At 69.5% G+C, this 24,377-nt stretch carries 24 protein-coding genes; 13 read left to right on the forward strand and 11 right to left on the reverse strand.

Annotation, left to right across the window (positions count from 1 at the left end; translation table 11 throughout):
* Positions 1-37 precede the first annotated feature (37 nt).
* Positions 38-625, forward strand: coding sequence for a hypothetical protein (locus AB0F40_RS09180; RefSeq protein WP_357465899.1), 588 nt, complete (start codon positions 38-40; stop codon positions 623-625).
* 142 nt (positions 626-767) lie between these two features.
* The gene (erpA, locus tag AB0F40_RS09185) at positions 768-1,121 is read left to right on the forward strand and encodes an iron-sulfur cluster insertion protein ErpA (protein WP_108495706.1); all 354 of its coding nucleotides are present in this window, start codon (positions 768-770) and stop codon (positions 1,119-1,121) included.
* A gap of 100 nt (positions 1,122-1,221) precedes the next feature.
* Here erpA and AB0F40_RS09190 read toward each other — a convergent pair whose 3' ends face one another.
* The gene (locus tag AB0F40_RS09190) at positions 1,222-1,467 is read right to left on the reverse strand and encodes a sulfurtransferase TusA family protein (protein WP_357465901.1); all 246 of its coding nucleotides are present in this window, start codon (positions 1,465-1,467) and stop codon (positions 1,222-1,224) included.
* 30 nt (positions 1,468-1,497) lie between these two features.
* Entirely contained in the window at positions 1,498-2,646 is a 1,149-nt protein-coding gene (locus AB0F40_RS09195; RefSeq protein WP_357465903.1) for an aminotransferase class V-fold PLP-dependent enzyme, read from the reverse strand.
* 360 nt (positions 2,647-3,006) lie between these two features.
* Here AB0F40_RS09195 and coxB point away from each other — a divergent pair, with 360 nt between their 5' ends.
* The 4 genes from coxB to AB0F40_RS09215 all read left to right on the forward strand — a co-directional run bounded on the left by coxB (position 3,007) and on the right by AB0F40_RS09215 (position 7,184).
* Positions 3,007-3,918, forward strand: coding sequence for a cytochrome c oxidase subunit II (coxB, locus tag AB0F40_RS09200; RefSeq protein ID WP_357465905.1), 912 nt, complete (start codon positions 3,007-3,009; stop codon positions 3,916-3,918).
* A complete protein-coding gene (ctaD, locus tag AB0F40_RS09205; protein WP_357465907.1) occupies positions 3,918-5,732 on the forward strand; it encodes a cytochrome c oxidase subunit I in 1,815 nt (604 codons plus the stop codon). Before coxB ends, ctaD begins: the two co-directional genes overlap by 1 nt.
* The gene (locus AB0F40_RS09210) at positions 5,729-6,130 is read left to right on the forward strand and encodes a cytochrome c oxidase subunit 4 (protein ID WP_357465909.1); all 402 of its coding nucleotides are present in this window, start codon (positions 5,729-5,731) and stop codon (positions 6,128-6,130) included. Before ctaD ends, AB0F40_RS09210 begins: the two co-directional genes overlap by 4 nt.
* 220 nt (positions 6,131-6,350) lie before the next feature.
* Entirely contained in the window at positions 6,351-7,184 is an 834-nt protein-coding gene (locus tag AB0F40_RS09215) for a hypothetical protein (RefSeq protein ID WP_357465911.1), read from the forward strand.
* 60 nt (positions 7,185-7,244) lie between these two features.
* Here AB0F40_RS09215 and trpD read toward each other — a convergent pair whose 3' ends face one another.
* Positions 7,245-8,306 (reverse strand): anthranilate phosphoribosyltransferase, encoded by a 1,062-nt coding sequence (trpD, locus tag AB0F40_RS09220; protein WP_357465913.1) that lies wholly within the window; start codon positions 8,304-8,306, stop codon positions 7,245-7,247.
* Entirely contained in the window at positions 8,303-8,776 is a 474-nt protein-coding gene (locus tag AB0F40_RS09225; RefSeq protein WP_357465915.1) for a hypothetical protein, read from the reverse strand. The genes trpD and AB0F40_RS09225 overlap by 4 nt, the downstream gene beginning before the upstream one ends.
* Positions 8,777-8,954: 178 nt before the next feature.
* On the opposite strand from AB0F40_RS09225, the gene AB0F40_RS09230 reads away from it, so the two are divergent.
* The 6 genes from AB0F40_RS09230 (at position 8,955) to AB0F40_RS09255 (ending at position 15,961) form a co-directional block, all read left to right on the forward strand.
* Positions 8,955-9,608 carry a heme-copper oxidase subunit III gene (locus AB0F40_RS09230; RefSeq protein ID WP_357465917.1) on the forward strand — a complete coding sequence of 218 codons (654 nt, stop codon included), beginning with the start codon at positions 8,955-8,957 and terminating at the stop codon, positions 9,606-9,608.
* A 105-nt stretch (positions 9,609-9,713) separates the two neighbouring features.
* Complete coding sequence (locus AB0F40_RS09235; protein WP_357465919.1) at positions 9,714-10,493, forward strand: c-type cytochrome; 780 nt, start codon at positions 9,714-9,716, stop codon at positions 10,491-10,493.
* Between the two features lie 50 nt (positions 10,494-10,543).
* On the forward strand, positions 10,544-11,572 hold the full coding sequence (locus tag AB0F40_RS09240; RefSeq protein WP_357465992.1) for a Rieske 2Fe-2S domain-containing protein: 1,029 nt from the start codon (positions 10,544-10,546) through the stop codon (positions 11,570-11,572).
* The gene (locus tag AB0F40_RS09245) at positions 11,569-13,281 is read left to right on the forward strand and encodes a cytochrome bc complex cytochrome b subunit (protein ID WP_357465921.1); all 1,713 of its coding nucleotides are present in this window, start codon (positions 11,569-11,571) and stop codon (positions 13,279-13,281) included. The genes AB0F40_RS09240 and AB0F40_RS09245 overlap by 4 nt, the downstream gene beginning before the upstream one ends.
* Before the next feature lie 165 nt (positions 13,282-13,446).
* A complete protein-coding gene (locus AB0F40_RS09250) occupies positions 13,447-14,076 on the forward strand; it encodes a superoxide dismutase (protein WP_357465923.1) in 630 nt (209 codons plus the stop codon).
* Between the two features lie 178 nt (positions 14,077-14,254).
* Complete coding sequence (locus AB0F40_RS09255) at positions 14,255-15,961, forward strand: cytochrome bc complex cytochrome b subunit (RefSeq protein WP_357465925.1); 1,707 nt, start codon at positions 14,255-14,257, stop codon at positions 15,959-15,961.
* Between the two features lie 31 nt (positions 15,962-15,992).
* On the opposite strand, the gene AB0F40_RS09260 is transcribed toward AB0F40_RS09255, so the two are convergent.
* Entirely contained in the window at positions 15,993-16,274 is a 282-nt protein-coding gene (locus tag AB0F40_RS09260; protein ID WP_253867636.1) for an Lrp/AsnC ligand binding domain-containing protein, read from the reverse strand.
* Between the two features lie 120 nt (positions 16,275-16,394).
* On the opposite strand from AB0F40_RS09260, the gene AB0F40_RS09265 reads away from it, so the two are divergent.
* A complete protein-coding gene (locus AB0F40_RS09265) occupies positions 16,395-17,573 on the forward strand; it encodes a hypothetical protein (RefSeq protein ID WP_357465928.1) in 1,179 nt (392 codons plus the stop codon).
* Between the two features lie 27 nt (positions 17,574-17,600).
* Here the strand turns inward: AB0F40_RS09265 and AB0F40_RS09270 are convergent, their stop codons facing one another.
* The 6 genes from AB0F40_RS09270 to AB0F40_RS09295 all read right to left on the reverse strand — a co-directional run bounded on the left by AB0F40_RS09270 (position 17,601) and on the right by AB0F40_RS09295 (position 24,371).
* Positions 17,601-19,346 carry a DEDD exonuclease domain-containing protein gene (locus tag AB0F40_RS09270; RefSeq protein ID WP_357465930.1) on the reverse strand — a complete coding sequence of 582 codons (1,746 nt, stop codon included), beginning with the start codon at positions 19,344-19,346 and terminating at the stop codon, positions 17,601-17,603.
* Positions 19,347-19,457: 111 nt separating this feature from the next.
* Positions 19,458-20,288 carry a phosphoribosylaminoimidazolesuccinocarboxamide synthase gene (locus tag AB0F40_RS09275; protein WP_357465932.1) on the reverse strand — a complete coding sequence of 277 codons (831 nt, stop codon included), beginning with the start codon at positions 20,286-20,288 and terminating at the stop codon, positions 19,458-19,460.
* Positions 20,289-20,337: 49 nt separating this feature from the next.
* Positions 20,338-20,745 (reverse strand): type II toxin-antitoxin system VapC family toxin, encoded by a 408-nt coding sequence (locus tag AB0F40_RS09280; RefSeq protein ID WP_357465934.1) that lies wholly within the window; start codon positions 20,743-20,745, stop codon positions 20,338-20,340.
* On the reverse strand, positions 20,742-20,999 hold the full coding sequence (locus tag AB0F40_RS09285; protein ID WP_357465936.1) for a type II toxin-antitoxin system Phd/YefM family antitoxin: 258 nt from the start codon (positions 20,997-20,999) through the stop codon (positions 20,742-20,744). The genes AB0F40_RS09280 and AB0F40_RS09285 overlap by 4 nt, the downstream gene beginning before the upstream one ends.
* A 105-nt stretch (positions 21,000-21,104) precedes the next feature.
* Positions 21,105-22,727: an alpha-amylase family glycosyl hydrolase gene (locus tag AB0F40_RS09290; RefSeq protein WP_357465938.1), complete on the reverse strand. Its 1,623-nt coding sequence runs from the start codon at positions 22,725-22,727 to the stop codon at positions 21,105-21,107.
* An 84-nt stretch (positions 22,728-22,811) separates the two neighbouring features.
* Positions 22,812-24,371: a glucoamylase family protein gene (locus tag AB0F40_RS09295; protein ID WP_357465940.1), complete on the reverse strand. Its 1,560-nt coding sequence runs from the start codon at positions 24,369-24,371 to the stop codon at positions 22,812-22,814.
* Positions 24,372-24,377: the final 6 nt, after the last annotated feature.

The following is a 24,377-nucleotide window of genomic DNA, read 5'->3' on the forward strand; positions in this document are numbered from 1 at the left end:
GTGGTGACACGAAGTCAGGACGTGCCACGATGCCCGGGTGCACGTGCTGCTGCTTGCCGAGACCCTGCCCGACGCCGAGCGACTCGCCTCCGCGTGGCGCGACGCCGCGCCCCACAGCGGCACCGAGGCGCGCGCGGTGCGCGTACCGGGCGGCCACGGGGCCTCGGCGGGAGCGCTGAGCGGGAGCGGCGCGCTCGCCGCCGCGCCGACCCACGGCACCGGCGGCGGGGGTGTGCTGCTGGCCGGTGCGGCGATCCCCGTGGGCCGGCCGGACAGCGTCGGGGCGCAGGACGTCGGCCCCGCCCACCCCGGCCCCACCGCGCCCGGCCCCGCGCCGTCCACCCTGCCGCGTGCGGAGGGCGCGGCGCTCGCCGAGGCCGCCGCCACCGCCGACGTCGTCGTGGCGTACGTCACGCGGCTCGACGGCGAGACGCTGCACCGCGGCGTCGTCGTCGAGGCCGCTGCCGCCGCGGCGCCGCACGCCGTCCCCGTGGTCGTGATCACCGAGAGCAGCGAGGTGAGCAGGCGCGAGTGGTCGACGGCGGGCCTCAGCGGGGTGCACGAGGCCGTCGACGGCGACATCGCCCGCGTGGCCAGGACCTGGACGCCGGGGTGGGCGCGCTGAGTGCCGGACGGGTGAGCGGCCCGGCCGGTCCGTGGGCGTACGATCTGAGGACAGACCGGCGACGGGAACAGACGGACGGCCCGATGGGTTGGCACCGCTGAGACATCGACTACCGGTATGTCGAACACGATCGGGAGATGACATGACCGACACGACCACGGACATCGGGACCCACGGCGTCAACGTCACCGACGTCGCCGCGGGCAAGGTCCGTAGCCTGCTCGAGCAGGAGGGCCGCGACGACCTGCGTCTTCGCGTCGCGGTGCAGCCTGGTGGCTGCTCCGGGCTGATCTACCAGCTCTACTTCGACGAGCGTGTGCTCGACGGGGACGCGCTGCGTGACTACGACGGCGTCGAGGTCGTCGTGGACAAGATGAGCGTGCCGTACCTCGAGGGCGCCACGATCGACTTCAAGGACACCATCGAGCAGCAGGGCTTCACGATCGACAACCCGAACGCAGGCAGCGCTTGTGCCTGCGGCGGATCGTTCTCCTGATCTGAGCTCTGCGTCGACAAGACGTTGCACGACGGCGGGCCGGTCACCTTCGCGGTGACCGGCCCGCTTCCTTGTGCCCGGGCGGACGGCGTGGCTGCGCTCAGCGCAGGCGCACGGTGACGGCCCAGCCGCCGACGTCGTCCCCTGGCACTGCCACGTGCTCGACCGTCGCGACGTGCTCGTGCCCGCGCATCCGGCACCACGCGGGCACGTCGAGCCTTGCGGCGGGGTCGGTCGACAGCACGGTCAGCTCCGTGCCCGCCGGCAGGCCCTTCGCGGCCGCCGCGAGCCGGATGACGGGCAGGGGGCAGCGCAGCCCGCGCGCGTCCACCAAGGCGTCAGCCACACCACCACCTTAGTGACCGGATCTGACATCTCAGAGGCCACCGACACCCAGCATCTCGCGGACCCGAGCCACCGCGTCCGGCAGCACCGCGCAGAAGCGGTCCACCTCGTCGGCGGTGGTGCCGCGGTCCAGGGCGATCCGCACGTTGCCGTGCGTGAGCACACCCATCGCGGCCAGCACGTGCGACGGCTCGAGGGTGCTCGCGGTGCACGCGGAGCCCGACCCGACGGCGAACCCGTGCCGGTCCAGCTCCGTCACCAGCGCCTCGCCGTCCACGTAGAGGAACGAGAACGTGGCGACGTGGGGGAGCCGGCCGTCCGGGTCGCCCACCACCTCGACGTCGGGGATGCGCGCCACCTGCTCCCGCACGTGCTCGACGAGCTCCCGGCGCCGGACGTCCTGCGCCACCCGGTCGGCCTCGACGGCCTGCAGCGCCACCGCCGCGGCGAACGCGAGGGGCACGCTCACGCCACCGGGTGCCCACGGGTCCTCGTCCTCCGGCCCCACCGGAGCCGTGCGGACCCGCTGCCGGACCGCGAGCACCCCGACTCCCGCCGGCCCGCCCCAGTCGGCGGGGTCGGCGGCCAGGAGGTCCCAGGCCTCGGGTACTGCCACGTGCCCGACGCTCGCCCCGGCGTCGACCAGGAGGGGGACGCCGGCCGCGCGTGCGGCGTCGTGCACGGCCTCGACCGGCTGGACCGTGCCGACCTCCCCGTTCGCGTGCTGCAGCACGGCCAGCGCCGAGCCGGGCACCCGGACGGCCGCGACCATCGCGTCGGCGTCGACCCGGCCGAGCCGGTCGACGGGGACCGTGCTCGGCCGGCCCGCGGCACGGGCGGCGTGGAGCAGGGCCGAGCGCTCGACGGCGCTGGTGAGGATCGCGCTGCCGGCCCGCCGCCGGGCCGCGGCGGCTGATGCGACCGCCGCATGGAGCGACGCGGTGTGCCCAGGGGTGAAGTGGACCTCCTGGGTCCGTGCGCCGAGCACCGCGGCGACCGCCTCGCGGGCGCTGTCGAGAAGGCGGGCGGCACGTCGGCCCTCCGCGTGCAGCCGGCGTGGGTCCGCCCAGCCGTCGGCGAGGGCCTGCTCGAAGGCCTGCCGGGCGAGCGGGTGCCACGGGGCTCGTCCGCCGTTGTCGAGATGCACCCGGTCGGGGGTGCCCGGGGTGGCGTGGCTCACACGTCCTCCTGCTCCTGTGTCGCGGCTCGGGTCCGCCGGCAGCGTGCCCGTGGCCGGCCCGTCAGCCCCCACGGACGGGCGCCGACGGCGGCGTACGGCATGCCGCCGCGGTCCTTCGCCTGATCTTCGCACCCGTACCGGCCGACGGGGCGCGCAGATCGTTCTGACACCTCCATGGCCGGTGTCTGAACAGCGTCGATACGCGACCCGGATGCGGAGAGGATCACGTCCGGGAGGGCTCACTCCGGGCATCATGGGGCTCCGGAGCGCGCTAGGCTGCATCCATCGAGGACGAAGGTTCTGCGTGGAGCTCGGGAGGAAACCGGTGCGACGCGCCGGACGAGACGTGAAAGGCCTCCCTTGCACTCGCAGCCACCTACCCGCACCCGGCGGGCCATCATGCGCGCGTCGGCTCTTGCCGTCGGCGTCGCACTCCTGGCCTCCGGCTGTGCCAGTGATTCCGTTCAGCGCGGATACCTGCCCGGCTATTCCGACGGGGAGGTGACTAACCAGACCGAGCGCATCACCGACCTTTGGGTCGGCTCGTGGATCGCCGCCCTTGCCGTGGGCATCGTGACCTGGGGCCTGATGCTCTGGTGCATCGCGGCCTACCGGAAGCGCAAGGACGACCACCAGCTCCCGGTACAGACGCGCTACCACCTGCCGCTCGAGCTCATGTACACGGCCGTGCCGATCATCATGGTGCTCGTGCTGTTCTGGTACACCGACCGCGACGTGACGGCGATCAAGGCCGTCGACGGCAACGCGACGGAGCACATCCAGGTCATCGGCAAGCAGTGGAGCTGGGACTTCAACTATCTCGACGCGGACGTCTACGACTCGGGCGAGCACGAGGCCGACCCCGGTAGCGTCACCGAGGAGGACGAGGTCGACGGCGCGCCCGGTACCTCGCAGTCCTTCCCGACGCTCTACCTGCCGGTGGACGAGACCGTCGAGTTCACGCTGGACTCGCGTGACGTCATCCACTCGTTCTGGATCCCCGCGTTCCTGTACAAGCAGGACATGATTCCGGGCCGGACCAACACGTTCCAGGTGACGCCGACCCGTGAGGGCACGTATGCCGGGAAGTGCGCAGAGCTCTGCGGCGAGTTCCACTCCGGCATGCTCTTCAACGTGAAGGTCGTGTCCGCGGAGGAGTACGACGCCCACATGGCGGAGCTCGCAGCGAAGGGACAGACCGGCAAGCTCGGGATGGACCTCGCCCGGACACAAGGCCCGGTTGACGCCGAGGAAGAGGAGGCTGGGCACTGATGTCCGCAGCGACCACGACCGAGCTGATCCCGGGCCTGGCGCCCGGGCGCCAGACGCTCGGCCGGACCGTCATCAAGTGGATCACGTCCACTGACCACAAGACGATCGGGTACCTGTACCTGATCACGTCGTTCCTGTTCTTCTGCATCGGCGGCCTGATGGCGCTGCTGATCCGGGCGGAGCTCTTCGAGCCGGGTATCCAGCTCGTGCAGAGCAAGGAGCAGTACAACCAGCTCTTCACCATGCACGGCACGATCATGCTGCTGCTGTTCGCGACCCCGCTGTTCGCGGGCTTCGCGAACGTGATCATGCCGCTGCAGATCGGCGCGCCCGACGTCGCGTTCCCTCGCCTGAACATGTTCGCCTACTGGCTGTACCTGTTCGGTGGCCTCATCACGACCGCGGGGTTCCTCACGCCGCAGGGCGCTGCGTCGTTCGGCTGGTTCGCCTATGCGCCGTTGTCGACCACCACCTACAGTCCAGGGCTCGGTGGTGACCTATGGGTGTTCGGCCTCGCCCTGGCGGGCTTCGGAACGATCCTCGGTGCGGTCAACTTCATCACCACGATCATCACGATGCGCGCCCCGGGCATGACCATGTTCCGGATGCCGATCTTCACCTGGAACACGCTGGTCACCAGCCTCCTGGTGCTGATGGCGTTCCCGCCGCTCGCCGCCGCGCTGTTCGCGCTGGGCGCCGACCGGCGTCTTGGCGCACAGATCTTCAACCCGGAGAACGGCGGTGCCATCCTCTGGCAGCACCTGTTCTGGTTCTTCGGTCACCCCGAGGTCTACATCATCGCGCTGCCGTTCTTCGGCATCGTCACCGAGATCCTGCCGGTGTTCAGCCGCAAGCCGATCTTCGGCTACACGGGTCTGGTCTACGCGACCATCGCCATCGCCGCGCTGTCGGTGACCGTCTGGGCCCACCACATGTACGTGACCGGCGCGGTCATGCTGCCGTTCTTCGCGTTCATGACGATGCTCATTGCGGTACCGACCGGTGTGAAGTTCTTCAACTGGATCGGCACGATGTGGCGAGGGAAGCTCACGTTCGAGACACCGATGCTGTGGAGCATCGGGTTCCTCGTGACCTTCCTCTTCGGTGGCCTGACCGGCATCATCCTGTCGAGCCCCGCCCTGGACTTCCAGCTGTCCGACTCGTACTTCGTGGTGGCGCACTTCCACTACGTCGTCTTCGGCACGGTCGTCTTCGCGATGTTCGCGGGCTTCTACTTCTGGTGGCCCAAGTTCACCGGCCGCATGCTGAGCGAGCGCCTGGGCAAGCTGCACTTCTGGCTGCTCTTCATCGGCTTCCACACCACGTTCCTCATCCAGCACTGGCTGGGCGTCGAGGGCATGCCACGCCGGTACGCGGACTACATGCCGCAGGAGGGCTTCACCTGGGAGAACCAGGTCTCCACGATCGGTGCGTTCATCCTCGCCGCGTCGACCCTGCCGTTCCTCTGGAACGTCTACGTCACCTGGCGCAAGGCACCGATGGTCACCGTCGACGACCCGTGGGGCTACGGCCGCTCGCTCGAGTGGGCCACGTCCTGCCCGCCGCCGCGGCACAACTTCACGTCGCTCCCGCGCATCCGCTCGGAGTCGCCGGCCTTCGACCTGCACCACCCGGAGGTCGTGGCGATGGAGCACCCCGAGTACAACCGGGGCGTCCTCGACAACATCTACGGCGAGGCGGACCGGCGCGGCCAGGACACGCAGGCGCAGCAGCGCGCTGCGGACGGCGGCGGCACACCGCAGCAGAGCAGCACGACGGTCGTTGACACGCCGGACGAGGAGACCGACAAATGAAGATCGAGGCCCGACTGTTCCTCTGGGGAACCCCCTTCTTCGTCCTGGCCGGCGTGGTGTACGGGTACATGACCGACTGGCAGGAGCCCGTCGGGTACCTGGGCATGCCGCTGGTCGGCGGCCTGGTGGCGATGATCGGGGCGTACCTGGCCCTGACGGCCCGGCGCATCGACGCTCGTCCTGAGGACAACCCGAACGGCAACATCGAGGACGCCGCAGGCGACCAGGGCGTGTACGCGCCCTGGAGCTGGTGGCCGCTGGCGATCGCCGGCTCCGCCGCGATCTGCTTCCTCGGCCTGGCCGTGGGCTGGTGGGTGTTCTACATCGGCTTCTGCGCGGCGGTGATCGCGCTCGTGGGCTGGGTGTTCGAGTACTCGAGCGGTATCCACTCGCACTGACACCGGTACCGGCTGACGCTGGACCGGCTGAGCAGAGAGGCCGGTCGGTGTGCCCCGTGGGCGCACCGACCGGCCTTTCTCGTCCGCCTGGCCGAAATTCACCCGCAGCTTCACCCGTCTCGGGTACCGCGCACTGCGATCGGCTGATTGGATCGAAGGTCGTCAACCGGACACGGGTGCGCCCAGAGCATCCACGGTGGCGGAACGAGAGAGGTACGTCGTGCGAATTTCTCAGAGGATCGTGTCGCTCGCGGGCGCCGGACTGCTGACAGTCGGCCTGGCGGGTTGTGGCGCGGCGGCCGACGACACTGCGTCCGACGCAGGGTCGGGCACTGCGTCCGACACTGCGTCGGACACTGCGTCCGAGCCGGCGTCGGCCGAGATCACACAGGCGACGTTCGTGGAGCGCGTCGGAGCCGCACAGGAGACCGCGACCACGATGCACATCGAGTCGTCCTACAGCGGTGCGCTGGCCGAGGCCGGGGGGATGGCCGGCGGAACCATCCCGATGGACGTGGACGCCAGCGACCCGGAGTCGCCCCGGATGTCGATGTCGATGGACGTCGAGGGCATGGAGCTCTCGATGATCCTCGTGGACAAGACCTATTACATCTCGATGGGCGAGCTCACCCAGGGCAAGTACATCGAGGCCACCGAGGAAGAGCTGATGAGCGACCCCTCGATGGGCTCGTTCCAGGCGATGGCCGACGCGCCGGACCCCAAGGCGCAGCTGGAGGGCTTCCAGGACGCCATCGTGTCGTTCGAGGAGAGCGGGACGGACACCGTCGGCGGGGCCGAGGTGGACCTGTACACCCTCGTCCTGGACCCCGCCAAGGTGACCGGTCCGCAGGTCGAGCAGCTGGACCCCGAGATGCTTGACGCGCTGGGCGAGATGACCGTCGTCTACGCGCTGGACGAGGCCGACCGCCCGGCACGCGTGGAGGTCACCATGACCGTCGAAGGGCAGGAGCTCGTCTCGACGTCCGAGTTCAGCCGGTGGGGCGAGGACCTCGGTATCGAGGCGCCTCCGGCTGACCAGATCGTCGAGCAGTGACCGGACCGCGATGACCGCAGGGGCCGGGCATCCGATGGGTGCCCGGCTCCTGCGGGGTTGTCAGCGGCTGGCAGCGACCCAGCGGTCCAGCACGGCCTGTGCGGAGCCCGAGTCGACGGCCTGCGCCGCCAGCCCGATCCCGGCGGTGAGGCGCTCCACGAGCGTCCCGGAGCCGGTACCGGGCAGCGTGCCGTCGGCGACGAGCCCGGACGCCGCGTTGAGCAGCACGGTCTCGCGGACGGGCCCGTCCTGGCCGGCGAGGACGGCGCGGGCGACCCCGGCGTTGTAGGCGGCGTCGTGGCCGCGCAGGTCCTCGACCTTGATGCGCGTGAGGCCGAGGTCGGCGGCAGGGTCCAGGCGGTGCTCGACGACCGTGCCGCCCTCGGTGCCGGGGAGTACCTCCCACACGGTGGCGCCCGCCGTGGCGGCGAGCTCGTCCAGGCCCTCGTCGCCCCGGAACACGAGCGCGGACTTGCCGCGCTCGGCGAACACGCCGGCCATCAGCGGCGCCATCCGGGCGTCGGCACAGCCGACGGCGGCTGCGCGCGGCTGCGCCGGGTTGGTGAGGGGACCCAGGAAGTTGAACGCCGTCGGTACCCCCAGCTCCCGGCGGGTCTGGCCCGCGTGCCGCATGGACGGGTGGAACGCGGCGGCGAAGCAGAAGGTGATGCCCGCCTCGCGGGCGATCCGCGCCACCCGCTCCGGCGTGTGGTCCAGCCGGATGCCGAGCTCCTCCAGCACGTCCGCGCTGCCCGACGACGACGACGCCGCCCGGTTGCCGTGCTTGACCACCTGCAGGCCCGCACCCGCGATGACCACGGACGCCATCGTCGAGATGTTCACGGTGTGCGCGCGGTCGCCGCCGGTGCCGACGATGTCGACGGACGGGCCCGGCACGTCGATCCGGGTCGCGTGCCGGACCATCGAGTCGGTCAGGCCGGCGAGCTCCTCGACGGTCTCACCCTTGGCGCGCAGCGCCACGAGGAACCCGCCGAGCTGGACGGGGGAGACCTCGCCAGTCATCACCTGGTCCATCGCCCAGCCGGCCTCAGCCTGGCTCAGATCGAACCCGGTGATCAGCCCGGCGAGCAGGCCGGACCACGTGGGTGCCTCGAGGTTCACGCGGGACCCGCCAGGAGCTTCGCGACTGCCTCCTGGACCTTGATGGCGTCGAGGGGGCGCGCGACCACGCCGTCGGCCAGGGACCAGGAGGCGAGCCACGCGTCCTCCGGGCGGCCGGTGAGGATCAGCACCGGCGGGCACTCGTAGATCTCGTTCTTGAGCTGACGGCACAGGCCCATGCCGCCCGTCTGGTCGGCCTCACCGTCGAGGACGAGCAGGTCCCACTTCTCGTTGTCGGCCTTGTCCACCACCGTGGCGGGGGTCGCGACCTCGGTCCACTCGATGTCAGGCGCACCTGCGTGCAGGCGCGGGCCGACGGCGAGTCGCACCTGCTCACGCACAGTGCGGTCGTCGCTGTACAGGAGGACTCGCGGGTTCGACGTCGCTCCACCGGACGCTCTGTCGGACGCTCTGTCGGACTCGATACCGCTCGTACCTGCGCTGGTCACATCCGTCGTCATGCCGGTCATGCGTCGATCGTGGCACAGTCCCCGCTCGCACGGCAGATTTGTCCGCGCTCTTTTCATGGCACTCTGCCGAATGGCGTCAGCAAGAGACGTCGCAGGTAGGGCGTTGGAAGGACTTTGTGAGATTCGACGCGAGCGCCCGGGGCGCTTCGGCGTTCGGGACGCTCCAACGTCGGCCATAATGGCTGTCGTGTCGACCGCAACGGCTGCAGCCAACCCCACGCACCAGCACGTGACAGTCAATCGTCCGAACCCGGTCTCGGTCGGGACGATCGTCTGGCTCGCGAGCGAGCTCATGTTCTTCGCAGCGCTCTTCGCCATGTACTTCACGGTCCGGCAGACCATGCCGGCCGAGGAGTGGGCGCTGCAGGCGGACAAGCTGAACATCACCTTCTCGACGATCAACACGATCGTCCTGGTGCTGTCCTCCTTCACCTGCCAGTGGGCGGTCTTCAAGGCTGAGCAGTTCAAGCCGTCGCGCTCCGGGAAGCTCTACCAGTTCTGGACGTGGGGCATGCAGGAGTGGCTCACGATGACCTACGTGATGGGTGCGTTCTTCATCGGCGGCCAGATCTTCGAGTACGCCGAGCTGGTCGGGCACGGCCTGACGATCTCGTCCAGCGCGTACGGCTCGGTCTTCTACATGACCACCGGCTTCCACGGCCTCCACGTGCTCGGCGGTCTGATCGCATTCCTCTTCGTGCTCGGCCGCTCCTTCGCCGCCAAGCGCTTCGGTCACCACGAGGCCACCACCACGATCGTCACGTCCTACTACTGGCACTTCGTCGACGTAGTGTGGATCGCGCTGTTCGCGGTGATCTACCTGCTGCAGTGACCCCGTAGCGACCACGCCCCCTGGCGTGTGTCGGCGTGGCCCGTGCGGTGGCATAGGTTCATAACAGAGAAGCTCAAACACTCACAGCGAGACGAGGACATTTTCGTGAAGGCACTCGCCGCCCGCAGGCACCACCGGTTGGCTCCGGTCGTGCTTCTGCTGCTGGCGCTGCTGACCACGGGCGGCGTCTACGCCGCCCTGGCTCCGAGTACGGCTCAGGCCGAGACCGTCAGCACCGCGGACATCGAGACCGGTAAGAAGTTGTTCCAGGCCAACTGCGCGACGTGCCACGGCTCGAACGCGGAAGGTACCGACGGCGTGCCGTCCCTGGTCGGCGTCGGCGCAGCTGCCGTCGACTTCCAGGTGTCGACCGGGCGGATGCCGATGCAGATGAACGGCCCGCAGGCCGAGGCCAAGCCGCCGCAGTTCGGCGAGGAGGACACCGCGGCCCTGGCCGCGTACGTCGCCTCGCTGGGCGCCGGCCCTGCCATCCCCACGGACGAGCAGGTGGACGCCTCGAAGGGTGACCCGTCCAACGGCATGGCCCTGTTCCGGACGAACTGCGCCATGTGCCACAACGCGGTGGGCGCCGGCGGTGCTCTTTCGGAGGGCAAGTTCGCGCCTCCGCTGTGGGACACGTCCGAGCGGAACCTCTACCAGGCGATGCTCACCGGTCCGCAGTCGATGCCCGTGTTCAACGACGCGAACATCAACCCCGAGGAGAAGCGCGACATCATCTCCTTCCTCGTCGAGCAGCGCGACGGTTCGGCCGGCGGCGCCTCACTCGGTGCTCTCGGACCGGTGTCCGAGGGTCTGTGGGCGTTCGTGGTCGGCATGGGCCTGCTCATCGGCGCAGCGGTGTGGATCGGAGCGAAGTCCTCGTGAGCGAGAACCAGAACGAGAACCAGAAGGACCTGGGCAACACCTCCGCCGACGTGACGGTGTCCCAGGAGACGGGCACCGCCGTCGGGCCCGCGGAGCGGTTCCAGGACCCGGGCGTCCCGGAGCACAAGAAGCGCCTCACCGACACGGACCCCCGTGCCGCCAAGCGCGCGGAGCGGACAGTGACTCTCCTGTTCGTCCTGTCGATCCTCGGCACGATCGGCTCGATCGTCGCCTACATGATGGTCCCGCCGGACGGCACGGCGGCCGGCGTCCGGCTGTCGACCCTGCTGCTGGGCCTCGGTCTCGCGGTGTCGCTGCTCGGCATCGGCATCGCAGGCATCCACTGGGCCAAGGCGCTCATGGGTGACCACGAGTACGTGCAGGAGCGCCACACGCTCGCGACGCAGGGCGAGGACCGCGAGACCGCGATCAACGACCTGAACGAGGGCCTCGCGGACTCGGGCGTCGTCGGCCGCCGCGGCATGCTCAAGGGCGCGTTCTTCGGTGCCCTGGCGCTGTTCCCGCTCGCCATCGCCGTGCCGCTGATCGGCTCGGTGGGCGGTGACTGGAACATCTCCAAGTTCAAGCACACGATGTGGAAGCGCGGCATGCGCCTCGCGATCGACCCGTCAGGTCGTCCCATCAAGGCCACCGACGTCACGGTGGGCTCGGTGTTCCACGTGGTCCCGGAGACCACCGAGGCATACCGCGAGACGCACGAGTGGATCACGGAAAAGTCGAAGGCCGTGGTCCTGATGGTGCGCCTCAACCCGGAGGACCTCCGGACCGACCAGTCGCCCGAGGGCGAGGACTGGTCGTACGAGGGCATCGTCGCCTACTCGAAGATCTGCACGCACGTGGGCTGCCCGGTGGCGCTCTACGAGCAGCAGACGCACCACCTCCTGTGCCCCTGCCACCAGTCGACGTTCGACATCGCGGACAGCGCGAAGGTCGTCTTCGGCCCGGCCAACCGCCGGCTGCCGCAGCTGCCGATCACCGTTGACGACGAGGGCTACCTCGTGGCGCAGGACGACTTCGCCGAGCCCATCGGCCCGAGCTTCTGGGAGCGACTGAAGTGAGCACCGCGACCCACGACACCAAGCATGAGGCGCCGGCCAAGCCGACGACGCCCGCCGGCAAGGCGGCCGACTACCTCGACCAGCGCACCTCGATCGGCGTCGCCGTCAAGGAGTTCGCGCGCAAGATCTTCCCGGACCACTGGTCCTTCATGCTCGGCGAGATCGCACTGTTCTCGTTCGTGGTCCTGATCGCCTCGGGCTTCTTCCTGACGATGTTCTTCGAACCGTCGATGGCGCTCACGACCTACGAGAACGAGCACCCGGCCAACATGCACGGGCAGCTGATGTCCGTGGCGTTCGCCTCGACCCTCGAAATGTCGTTCGAGGTGCGCGGCGGGCTGCTGATGCGGCAGATCCACCACTGGGCCGCGCTGATCTTCATGGCGTCGATCGTGGTGCACATGATGCGCGTGTTCTTCACCGGTGCATTCCGCAAGCCCCGCGAGATCAACTGGATCGTCGGCATCGTCCTGATGATCCTGGGCCTCGCCGCCGGCTTCACCGGCTACTCGCTGCCTGACGACGTGCTGAGCGGCAACGGTCTGCGCATCACCGACGGCGTGATCAAGTCGATCCCGCTGATCGGCTCGCCCCTGTCGTACTTCGTCTTCGGCGGCGAGTTCCCGGGCCACCACATCGTGCCCCGGCTGTTCACGCTGCACATCTTCGTGATCCCGGGCATCCTGCTGGCCCTCATCGCGCTGCACCTGTTCCTCATGGTGCTGCAGAAGCACACGCAGTTCCCGGGCGGTGGCCGTACCGACAAGAACGTGGTCGGCTACCCGGCGTTGCCGGTGTACGTCGCCAAGATGACCGGCAACTTCTTCATCGTCGCCGGCGTGCTGACCCTGATGGGCGCCACGATGGCGATCAACAACGTGTGGAACTACGGGCCGTACGACCCGTCGCCCGTGTCCGCCGGTGCCCAGCCGGACTGGTACATGCTGTTCCTGGAGGGCTCCCTGCGCCTGATGCCCGGCGCGGGCACGGAGTGGGTCATCGCCGGGTACACGCTCCCGTTGAACGTCCTGGTGCCCGCCGTGGTCATCCCCGGCATCCTGTTCACGTTCCTGATCGTCTACCCGTTCCTCGAGGCGCGGGTGACGAACGACGACAAGGAGCACCACGTGCTGGACCGGCCGCGCAACAAGCCGGTGCGCACGGCCCTGGGTGTCGCGTTCCTGGCGGCGTTCATCATCCTGGCGCTTGCCGGGTCGAACGACCTCATCGCCACGCACTTCGCGTTGTCGATCAATGCGATCACCTGGGTGTTCCGTGTCCTGTTCTTCGTCGGGCCGGTGTTCGCGTACTACATCACCAAGCGCATCTGCCTCGGGCTGCAGCGCAAGGATCGCGAGCTGGTGCTGCACGGCCACGAGTCCGGCCGGATCGTGCGCCACGCGAACGGCGAGTACGTCGAGGTCCACACTCCGCTCGACGAGCAGGAGCGCTGGCTGCGCGTCAACTACGAGGCGCCCGCTCCGCTGGCGATCGCCCCGAAGACCGACGCGCGGGGGGTCAAGCGCAAGGGCTACGGCTCCGACAAGCGGTGGCACGGACTGTCTCGGTTCTTCTACGAGGACCGCGTGGCACCTGTCACCCCGGCGGAGGTCGAGGCCGCGCACTCGCACGGCGAGCACGACCAGCTGAACGGCTCCGAGCGCCAGGCCGTCGAGGCCGGCGCGGGAACCACCTCGCGGGAGCACTGAGCGACCTGCGACACCAAGCGATGGCCTGTGTCTCCCGGTCCGCGACTGCGGCCGGGGACACGGGCCATTGCCGTCCCGGCGGGCACCACTCGGCGCGCGACCAGGACGGCGTCTTCCCCCCGCACACCGTCCGGTGTGCGGCCCCATCCTGGAGGTACCTCAGCAATGGCTGTCTACACGCTCCCTGACCTGACCTACGACTACGCCGCGCTCGAGCCGCACATCTCGGGCAAGATCATGGAGCTGCACCACTCCAAGCACCACGCGACGTACGTCAAGGGCGCGAACACTGCCCTCGAGCAGCTCGAGGAGGCCCGCGAGACGGGCAACCTGGGCGGCGTCAACAAGATCGAGAAGGACCTCGCGTTCAACCTCGGTGGTCACATCAACCACTCGATCTTCTGGACGAACATGGCGCCGGAAGCCGGTGGCGAGCCGACCGGTGACATCGCCGCCGCGATCGACGAGCACTTCGGCTCGTTCGAGAAGTTCAAGGCGCACTTCACCGCCGTTGCCGCCGGGGTGCAGGGTTCCGGCTGGGCCGTCCTGGCCTGGGACTCCATCGGTCAGAAGCTGGTCGTCGTGCAGCTGTTCGACCAGCAGGGCAACATCCCCTTCGCGCTCACCCCGGTCCTGATGCTGGACTGCTGGGAGCACGCCTACTACATCGACTACCTGAACGTGCGCCCGGACTACATCAAGGCCTGGTGGAACCTCGTGTCCTGGAGCAACGTCTCCGAGCGCCTGGGCCGGGCCAAGACGCAGACCGCGGGCCTCATCGTCCCGTCGGCCTGACCGGCTGACCGGCTGACCAGATTCGGCGCACCCCGGGGACAAGATCCCGAGGGTGCGCCGGATCTGTCGTGTCACGGATCGGGCCGCCAATTCGTCATCCGGGTGGAAAGCAGCACCTGGCACGGTGTCTACTGGGTCTACTGGCAGGGCACGTGTCCCCTATCCCAGGAGTGATGGCGTGGCAAAGCAGCAGCGTCCGACCGGCGTCGGCAAGGCCGCCGACTATCTGGACCAGCGCACGAGCATCGGTGTGCTGGTCAAGGAGTTCGCGCGCAAGGTGTTCCCCGACCACTGGTCCTTCATGCTCGGCGAGATCGCCCTTTTCTCGTTCGTCGTGCTGATCGCGTCGGGCTTCTTCCTGACGATGTTCTTCGAGCCGTCCATGGCCCTGGTGCGCTACGAGGGGGAGCACCCGCCGTCCATGGAGGGCCAGCTCATGTCGGCGGCGTTCAGCTCCACCGTCGAGATGTCGTTCGAGGTGCGCGGTGGTCTGCTGATGCGGCAGATCCACCACTGGGCCGCGCTGATCTTCGTGTTCTCGATAGTGATCCACATGTTCCGGATCTTCTTCACCGGCGCCTTCCGCAAGCCGCGTGAGGTCAACTGGCTCGTCGGCGCCGTCATGCTGATCCTCGCGCTCGCTGCCGGGTTCACCGGCTACTCGCTGCCGGACGACGTGCTGTCCGGCAACGGGCTGCGCATCATCGACGGCGTGGTCAAGTCGATCCCGGTGATCGGCTCCTGGCTGTCGATCCTGGTGTTCGGCGGCGAGTTCCCCGGCCACCACATCATCCCGCGGCTCTTCACCCTGCACATCTTCGTGATCCCTGGCCTGCTGATCGCTCTGATCGCCCTGCACCTGTTCCTCATGGTGCTGCAGAAGCACACCCAGTACCCGGGCGGTGGCCGCACCGACAAGAACGTGGTGGGCTACCCGGCGCTGCCGGTGTACGTGGCCAAGATGACGGGTAACTTCTTCATCATCGCGGGCGTGCTGACCCTGATGGGCGGCACGATGGCGATCAACAACGTGTGGAACTACGGACCGTACGATCCGTCGCCCGTCTCGGCGGGTACGCAGCCGGACTGGTACATCCTGTTCGTCGACGGCGCCCTGCGCCTCATGCCCGGGCAGGGCTGGGAGTGGGTCATCGGTGGCTACACCCTGAGCATGAACCTGATCATTCCTGCCCTGGTGGTGCCGGGCATCCTCTTCACGCTGCTGTTCGGGTGGCCGTTCCTCGAGGCCAAGGTCACCGGCGACCACCGGGAGCACCACGTGCTGGACCGGCCCCGCAACCGGCCGACGCGCACCGGGATGGGCGTGGCGATCATCGTCGCGTTCGTGGTGTGCGCCCTGGCCGCGACGAACGACCTCATCGCCACGCACTTCTCGCTCGACATCTTCGCGATCACCTGGGCCCTGCGCGTGCTCGTGTTCGTGGGGCCGGTCTTCGCGTTCTGGATCACCAAACGCGTGTGCCTCGGGCTGCAGCGCAAGGACCGTGAGGTGGTGCTGCACGGGCACGAGTCCGGCCGTATCGTGCGGTTCGCCAACGGCGAGTACATCGAGGTGCACACGCCGCTCGACGAGGAGGACCGCTGGCTGCGCGTCAACTATGAGTCGCCGGCGCCGCTGGAGATCCAGCCCCGCACGGACGGGCGTGGTGTGCGGCGCCCTGGCTACAGGTCCGACCGGCGCTGGCAGAAGGTGTCCCGGTTCTTCTACGAGGACCGGGTGTCACCTGTCACGCCTGCCGAGCTCGAGGCCGCGCACGCGCACGGCAGGCACGACGGGGTCGAGCCAGGCCGGCACGGCCAGATCGAGCCGGAGGCGCCGACCGGCGCCGGCGCCTCCGTCGGCGGGCAGCGGAACAGCGAGTAGGCGCGTCGTCGTCGGGCTGGTCGACGAGGAGTCAGTCGTCGAGCCCGAGGGCGAACGCCTGCTCCAGGTCCGCCTTGGAGAACGCGCGGAACGCTATGAGGGTCTCGGTGTTCTGCACACCGGGCACCTTGTTCACCGTGTCGGACACGACACCGGCGAGCTGCTCGTGCTCGGGTACGCGGACGATGGCGACAAGGTCGGTCTTGCCCGTCACGGAGAAGACCTCGCTCACTCCGTCGATGTTCGCGACCTCCTGCGCGACCTCGGGGATGCGGGACGTCTCGGCGTCGATGAGGACGATCGCGGTCAGCATGCCGCCATCGTATCCAGGCGTGGGCGGAATATGAGCGAGCACGGTCCGGCGGGGCCGGAAGATCAGAATCGGTCCTGTGGATAACTGATCGGCGGCGGCCCCAGGGACAAGGATCGGGTGATGAACATGGCCGAGGCGATCAGGAAGTCAGCGGACCTGAAAGAGCGACTGCTCGCATACGCAGGGACCCCGGGATTCGTGCGACGGATCGAACGAGAGCGGATCAGGGGGGCGGGGCTCGGTATGCGCTCGGGCACGGACCCGGGCCGGGCATGGGCGCTGGCTGCCGAGGCCGCGATCTTCGGTCCGGCAGAGCCTGGACGTCTCACGCTGCTGGAGCGGTACCTCAGGCACGGCCGCGACCTGTCGGACGGCGACCGGGACCTGCTCGAGTCGTGGCGCACGGCGAGTGTCACGGGAGTCTTCCGGGTGGTGCGGTCCGAGCGCGACTCGGTGGTGCTGCACAACCTGATCGACGGCCTGGACTACCGGGTGTACTCCAACGTGTCCGACGACGCGGTGCGGGCTGCGCTGTTCCGGCGCTTCGACGTCGGATCGTTCGTACGGGGCAGCGTCCTGCCCGTACTGGACGCGTGGGTGTTCAACGGGGAGACCTGCCGCCTACCTGCTCAGGGTGAGGGGTCGGAGATCGTCTCGGCGCAGGCGCTGCAGCTGGTGCGGGCGCGGCCCGACCTGCCTTTGCGGAACCCGGCGAAGGCTGAGCGGGCACGCGAGATCGTGGCACGCAACCATGAACTGTTCGTCAAGTGGTGCGACGGCGAGACCTACGCCGGTGGCGGTCCTCAGGACATCGTCGACGAGTTCGGCTGGTTCTGCGCCGACCTTCCCGGCCACGGCACCGAGTTCCTGCTCGGCGTGGTGGAGGACGAGATCGCTGGTCTGGAGCGGGGCCTCGAAGCATTGGAGGACGAAGAGAACTGGGAGGCTCTGGTCGATCCGCCAGAGGTCGGGTTGGCGCACCATCCCGTGCGTGGCCTGCACCTGGTCTGGGAGTACTCGCTGGCGTTCGCGCCGCTCGACGAGCGGGAGCAACCCCTGATCCAATGGCCGCCCGGTCGGCAGGCCGAGCTGCTTCGGGCCGCTCTCGACTCCGACATCCCGTCGGCCGCGATCGAGCTGCTCGTTGGCTACACCAAGGATCCTGACGAGTTGTTCGGTCAGGCGCTGGAGCGTCCGGGCTTCCGATGGGAGCGGGACTGGCCGGGCGTCGTTCGCGACCGGGAGCCCGGGGTGGATCAGGGGCTGCCGGGGGTGGTGATGCTGCCGGAGCGGCCGTAGGTGAGCGAGGGCCAGTACGGGAGCCGGTCAGGACACCGCCATCTCCACCCGCACCCGGTCCGACGCCCACGCGAGGTCCGCGTGGGCACCCGCCGCGCGTACCGGGCAGGCCCACGTGTCGCTGATGTGCACCAGCCGCACACCGGGGGAGTCGAGCCACGCGATCAGCAGGTCGGTCTCCTCCGGGTGTGCGGCGGGCGCCGGCGGAACCGGGGGGTCGACGTGCTCCGCCGTCGTGCGCAGCGCGGCGACCAGGGGGAGGGGGTTCGCATCGGGTGCGGAGACGTCGGTGGCGGCCAGCCGGCCGTGCTTGATCACGACGACCTCCCAGCCGCCCGGCTTGCCCGGTGCGTCACCGATGCCGGAGGGACGGGCCGCCACGAGCTCGGCGCACGCCGCCAGCGGTCCCAGCTTCTGCGCCCGGTGGGCACCCGAGACGAAGGCGCGCAGCCGCCGGGTGACCTCGCCCGCCTCCTCGTACCGCTCCTGGTGGGCGAGCGTGGCGATCCGGTCGGAGAGCGCACGCACCACCGGGGACGGATCACCGGTGAGGGCGCCGCGGGCGGCGTCGGCCACCTGCTCGTACGACGTGTCGGGACCCTCCGTCGCGACGCACGGCGCCGAGCAACGGCCCATGCCCGCCAGGGCGCAGGGGCTTCCCGCCTTCCGGGAGACGAGCGGTATGCGCGCGGTGCACTGGCGGATGTCGAGGGCGTCGTGCAGGGCGTGGACTGCGTCTTGCGCGGTCCGCCGGGACGCGAACGGGCCGATGTGGGCGGTGCCCGCCACCACGCCGCCCACGATCGAGAGCCGAGGGTAGGCCTCGTCGGTGAGGCGCACCCAGGAGTGTCGCTCCGGGTACTTCGAGCGCCGGTTGTAGCGCGGGGCGTGCTCAGTGATGAGTCGCAGCTCGCGCACCTGGGCCTCCAGCGGGGTGGCGCACGCTACCGGTGTGACCCGCTCGGCGATGCGCACCATCTCCGTGATCCGCTTCCGCTTCTCAGCGGCGGTGAAGTACGAGCGCACGCGCTTGCGGATGTTGACGGACGTACCGACGTACAGGACCTCGTCGCCCGGGCCGCGGAACAGGTAGACACCCGGCGCGTCCGGCAGGTCGTCGGCGAGGTGTCGCTTGCGGCGCACCTCGGGCGGCACGGGGTCCGCGGCCGTCGCCAGGTCCTCGAGGTGCGTGACACCCATCGGGGCGAGCCGGTCGAAGAGGGCGTGCAGGACGTCGACGGTCGCACGCGCGTCCGCCAGCGCGCGGTGGTCGGGGGAGACGCTCGCACGGAACAGGCGCGCGAGCGTCGACAGCTTGTGGTTGGGCGCCTCGTCACGGGTGACCAGGCGCCGGGCCAGGGGCACCGTGTCCACGACGTCGAAACCCGGCCACTCGTAGTCGAGCCGTGCGCACATGGCCTTGAGGAAGCCCACGTCGAACGGTGCGTTGTGCGCCACCAGCACCGTGTCGCGCGCGAACTCCAGGAAGCTCGGCAGCACCAGCGCGATGTCCGGCGCGGTGGCGACCATGGCGTTGGTGATGCCGGTCAGGCGCGCGATGAACGCGGGGACGGGCTGCCCAGGGTTCACGAGCGACTGGAACTCGCCCAGCACTTCGCCGCCGCGCACCTTCACGGCCCCGATCTCGGTGATGCCGCCCTCGGTGGCGTTCGTCCCGGTGGTCTCGAGGTCCACCACCACGAAGGTCACGTCCCGCAGCGGTGTGCCGAACTCCTCGAAGGTGGCCTGGTAGGCGGACGCGGTGGTGCTCACGCGAGGCACGCTAGCGGCACTGACTGACACTCCCGCCCACCGACCTCGTTGAGTGCTGGGTATCTGTGGGAAATCAGCCCGTGGGCCCACAAATAGCCAGCACTCAACGGGTCAGGTCCAGGTGTCGCCCGTCAGCTGCTCGTAGATCTCGATGTAGCGGGCGCGGGTCTCCGCGACGACGTCGGCCGGGATCTCCGGGCCGGGGTACGTGCGGTCCCAACCGGTGAGGGTCGAGGACCAGTCGCGCACGAACTGCTTGTCGTAGGACCACTGCCCGCGGCCGGTCTGGTACTCGCTCGCCTTCCAGAAGCGCGAGGAGTCCGGGGTGAGCACCTCGTCGGCCAGCGTCAGCACGCCGTCGGCGTCGGTCCCGAACTCGAACTTCGTGTCCGCGATCAGGACGCCGCGCTCGCGGGCGATCTCGGCGCCGCGGTCGTAGATCTCCAGCGAGAGGTCCCGCAGCCGGTTCGTCGTCTCCTCGCCCAGGTCCTTGGCGATCTCCTCGACGGAGATGTACTCGTCGTGGCCCTCGTCCGCCTTGGTCGACGGCGTGAAGACGGGTCGCGGCAGCCGGTCGGCCTCCACCAGGCCGGGCGGGAACGCGACACCGGACACGCTGCCCGTCTCGCGGTAGCTCTCCAGGCCCCCGCCCGCGAGGTAGCCGCGCACTATGCACTCGACCGGGACGATCTCCAGGCGCTTGCAGCGGACCGCGCGGCCCTGCCACTCCTCGGGAACGTCCTCGCTGATCACGTGGTTGGGCACCAGGTCGGCGAACTGACGGAACCACCAGAGCGAGATCTGGGTGAGGATCGCGCCCTTGTCGGGTACCGGCGTCGGCAGCACGACGTCGTAGACCGACACGCGGTCGGAAGCCACCAGAATCACATCGTCGCCGTCCGCGTAGACCTCGCGAACCTTGCCCTTACGGATCAGTTCCACGCGGCCAAGGTTAACCGGTGCGCAGGGGGTGTCCCGGCCAGGGTGGGCGCTACGAGAACGGGTTGAAGACGGTGACGCCGGTATCCGCGAAGTCCTTCTCGTTGCGGGTAGCGACGGTGAGCCCGTGTTCGATGGCTGTCGCGGCGAGGAGTGAATCGATGGCGGGGAACGTCCGCGCGAAGTTGATCTCGCCCCAGCGGGTGGCGATCTCCGTCGTGACCGGCAGGATTCGATCCTCGTAGGTCTGCTCCAGCTGCGAGACCCAGTCGTCCAGCGTGCGGGCCCTGGCCGGGGCCTTGCGCGCGAGCATCCGGATTCCCCGGCGGAGCTCGCCGATCGTGAGTACCGAGAGCGAGATCTGTTCGGTCCGTAGGTGCGCCAGCCAGGTACTCACCTGTCGGTCTGGTTCGCGCTTGCGCACCTCGGAGATCACGTTCGTGTCGAGGAGGAAGTTCATACGAGCCCATCGACATCGACGTCGCGAACGGTGGAATGGTCTCGCTCTACGACCAGGTCGTCGTCGGTAGGGCCGTGCACCAGGAAGTTACCGAGCTCGATCCGGGGTGTCGCGAGCTGGTGGTACAACTCGATGCCGATGACGACAGCGACCTCTTCGCCGTGCCGCGTGATGGTCTGAGGCCCGTCCACGAGCGCCTCCCGGAGTACTTCACTGAACCGCTGTTTCGCCTCTTGTACCTGCCATGCCGACATGGGCACACCTCCTGTCATCTGGACAGTCTAGACAGAAATGCCGGGGTGCGCCAGGTTGATGCGTTTGGGTCGGTGTCGGCCAGGGCGTCGCCGCCCCAAGGGTCCTCAGCTGCCGTCCAGGTCCAGCACGGCGTACCCGTGGCCCTCGAGGTGCACGATGTCGGCCCAGCCCGCACGCGGCTCGGCCCGGTAGCCGCGGGTGACGAGCTCCCGGGCGCTCGCCGCGCCGTCGAGCGGCAGCTGCACCGCTGCCCTGCCCGGGTTGAGCACGACCGCGAGCGTTCCACCCCTGAGGTACACCATGGGGTAGGCCGTGGCGAGCACCTCGACGGGCGACTCGACGTCGAGACGGTGGTCGCCGTGCCGCAGCGCGATCAGCTCGCGCACCAGGTGCAGCAGCGAGTCCTCGTCGCCGAGCTGGCCCGCGACGGTCGGGCGGTCCGGGTCGGGGTCCTGCGGCAGGTACGTGGAGGTGGCAGGGCTGCCGGGGCCCAGCGTGCCGTCGTCGGGGAGGTCACCCCACTGCATCGGGGTGCGCGAGCCCGACCGGTCGTAGGTCGCGCTCAGGCGGGAGCCCTCCAGCGTCGGCGTGCCCGGCACGTACCGCATGCCGATCTCGTCCCCGTAGTAGACGGACGGCATGGCGGGCCAGGTCATCGTGAGCACGTGCCCCACGCGCGCCTGCTCGGCGTCCCGCTCGCCCGCGACCAGGCGCGTGAAGTCGTGGTTCGAGGTCGGCAGACCCACCACCCCGCCACGGCCGGTGGTCGCGATCGCCTCGGCCGCCTCGCGCCACGCACGGGCGAACGTCTCCGCGTCACCGCGCGCGTCGGAGGCGGCCCAGGCCGGGACCTCCGCCCAGGCGGGGTTCACCGTCCCGGCGCTGTTGTTCCACAGGGACCGCATCGGGAGCCCGTTGTCGTCGCCCCCGAACTGGAGGAAGAAATCCGCGTGGAAGCCGGCAGGCACCGACACCCGCGGGTTGCCCCACTCGCTGACCAGCACCCGCCCGGGATACGCGTCGTCCAGCCAGGAGCGCATCTCGCGCCACAGCTTGCCCGTCTCCACGTGCCCTGGATCGTCCTTGACGAGCGAGGACGCCATGTCGACGCGGAAGCCGGCGACGCCGAGGTCGAACCAGTGCGCCATGATCTCGCGCAGCGCGGCGCGGTTGGCCCGCGGGCCGGCGGCGTCGACGGGCTGGCGCCAGGGCTCGGCAGGATCGAGGCGCGCGTAGCCGTAGTTCAGCGCGGGCTGGACCGGGAAGAAGTTCGGCAGGTAGTACCCGCCGCGTGCGCCAAGGCCCGGTTCGAAGCCGTCGACGGGTACGTCGCTCCACACGAACCGGTGATCGTCCGGGTCGTCGGCGGACGCGCGGAACCAGGGGTGCTGGTCCGAGGTGTGGCCCGCCACGAGGTCGAGCAGCACCGAGATGCCGCGGCGTCCGGCCTCCTCGGTGAGCCGCGCCAGGTCGTCGTTCGTGCCGTACCGGGGCGCGATCTGGAAGAAGTCCGCCACGTCGTACCCGGCGTCGGCGAACGGCGAGACGAAGCACGGGCTGATCCAGATCGCGTCCACGCCGAGCCAGGCGAGGTAGTCGAGGCGTCCGGCGATACCGGCGAGATCACCGATCCCGTCGCCGTCCGCGTCCGCGAAGGACTGCGGATAGATCTGGTACAGGACGGTACGACCCAGGCGCGCGGCGAGGTCGACGGCGGGGGAGGTCAACGGTCTGCTCCTTCGTAGGTATGGGGACAGTCTGTTATGCGAGCCATATGAACGCATCCGGCCGCAAGCCCGACATCGTGCCGGTCACTCCCGCCCCACGGCGAATGTCTCCATCGCCATCAGCGGCCGGACGGCTTGCTCCAGGGCACCCGGCGCGACGTAGCGGCGCATCGCGTCGTCGGCCAGCTCGTTGCCGAGCGCGGCCATGATCATGCCCTGGTCGAGCGCCAGGTAGCGCTGGGAGACCTGGCCGCTACGCACCGCTACGGCGTCGTAGAACCCGCCCGGACCGTAGGCGTCGAAGTCCCTGGCGATGCGCCGCAGGTTGGCGACCGCCTCGCCGCGGGCATACCGCAGCGCGAGGAACGAGGCGTGCGGCGTCACGACGCCGTCGCCGTACTCCGTGGGCGCGGGGGAGCCGGCGCGGCAGCCGTCGTACGGCTGGTCGACCCCGGTGCGCTCCTGGTCGGACGTGTACCCGGCGCCGTCGAGCCCGAGCTGGTCGACGCCGTACTCGCGGTACCCGCCGGCCGGGTCGTTGGACGGCGAGAACCCCCAGTACCCGTAGTCCGCCTCCCGCATCCCGTGCTCGATCTGGCCGCGCACGTACAGCGGGTGGTTGCGGCCCCACGAGCGAGGTCCCCACTTCTCCTCGGGGACGAAGAGCGGCACCATCAGCGCCTCGAACATGCTGCCGCCCCAGGTCGGGACCACCCGCATGCCGCGGTACGGCAGCGCGCCCTCGAAGACGTCGACCCCCAGGTACTCCGCCCAATGCCCGGTCGGCCGCGTCTCCGTCCAGTCCCAGTCGCAGGTGTCCGGGAACGTGCGGTACGTGCCGAAGTAGTGCTCCGGCGGGATCTGCCCCTCCGCGATGCCGAGATACGAGGCGATGCGCGGCTCCGTGTTGAACGCGCCGTAGTGGTGGCCGGTGTACCAGACGTCGGTCCCCATGCCGCAGTAGTCCCCGGCGACCGGCGCCGCCTCCTGCGGGTCGGTGTCCCAGAACCCGCCGCGGATCTGGTTCTGGGCCGCGTCGTAGTAGCAGCCGAAGTCCATGCGCTCGCGGACGGCGTCCGCCTCCTCGGCGAGAGCCGGCTCCGCGCGGCTCACCAGGAGCAGCCCGGTGGCCAGCCAGCCGTTGTCGACGCTGGACAGGAACGGCTTGACCGGGTCGCCCGAGCCCGGGAACTCCAGCAGCTTGGCGCCCGTCGCCGGGTCGTACCAGTTGTAGAACATGCCGCTGGGCTCGTGCTGCTCCAGCCCGACGACGGTGTCCAGCGTCGTGGCGAGGCGGCCCCGGGCCTCCCGGTCGCTGATCAGCCCGGTGTCCCGGGCCACCACGGTGCTCCACAGGTACGCGCCGATGTTCGTCGGCGACGTGTACCCGCCGCGGCTGCCGGGGCTCAGGTCGCCGCCGATGTTGTCGTCGGGCAGCCCTGTCTCCTCGACCACGAGCGCGTCGAACGAGCGCCAGGTGTCCGCAGCCCAGGTGCGCAGCAGGCGCCGGTCGTCGCCCCGGCTCGGGCTCGCGTCCTGGCTCGCGCTCGCGCTCGCGCTCGGGCCCGTGGCGCTCGCGGGGACGGTCGTCAGGGCCAGCGCGGCGACGGCGGCCGCCGCGACCAGCGTCCGGTGCTTTCTCATGGTGTG

Origin of the sequence: Promicromonospora sp. NPDC023987 (assembly GCF_040639055.1) — a bacterium.
In the GTDB taxonomy this organism is placed as follows: domain Bacteria; phylum Actinomycetota; class Actinomycetes; order Actinomycetales; family Cellulomonadaceae; genus Promicromonospora.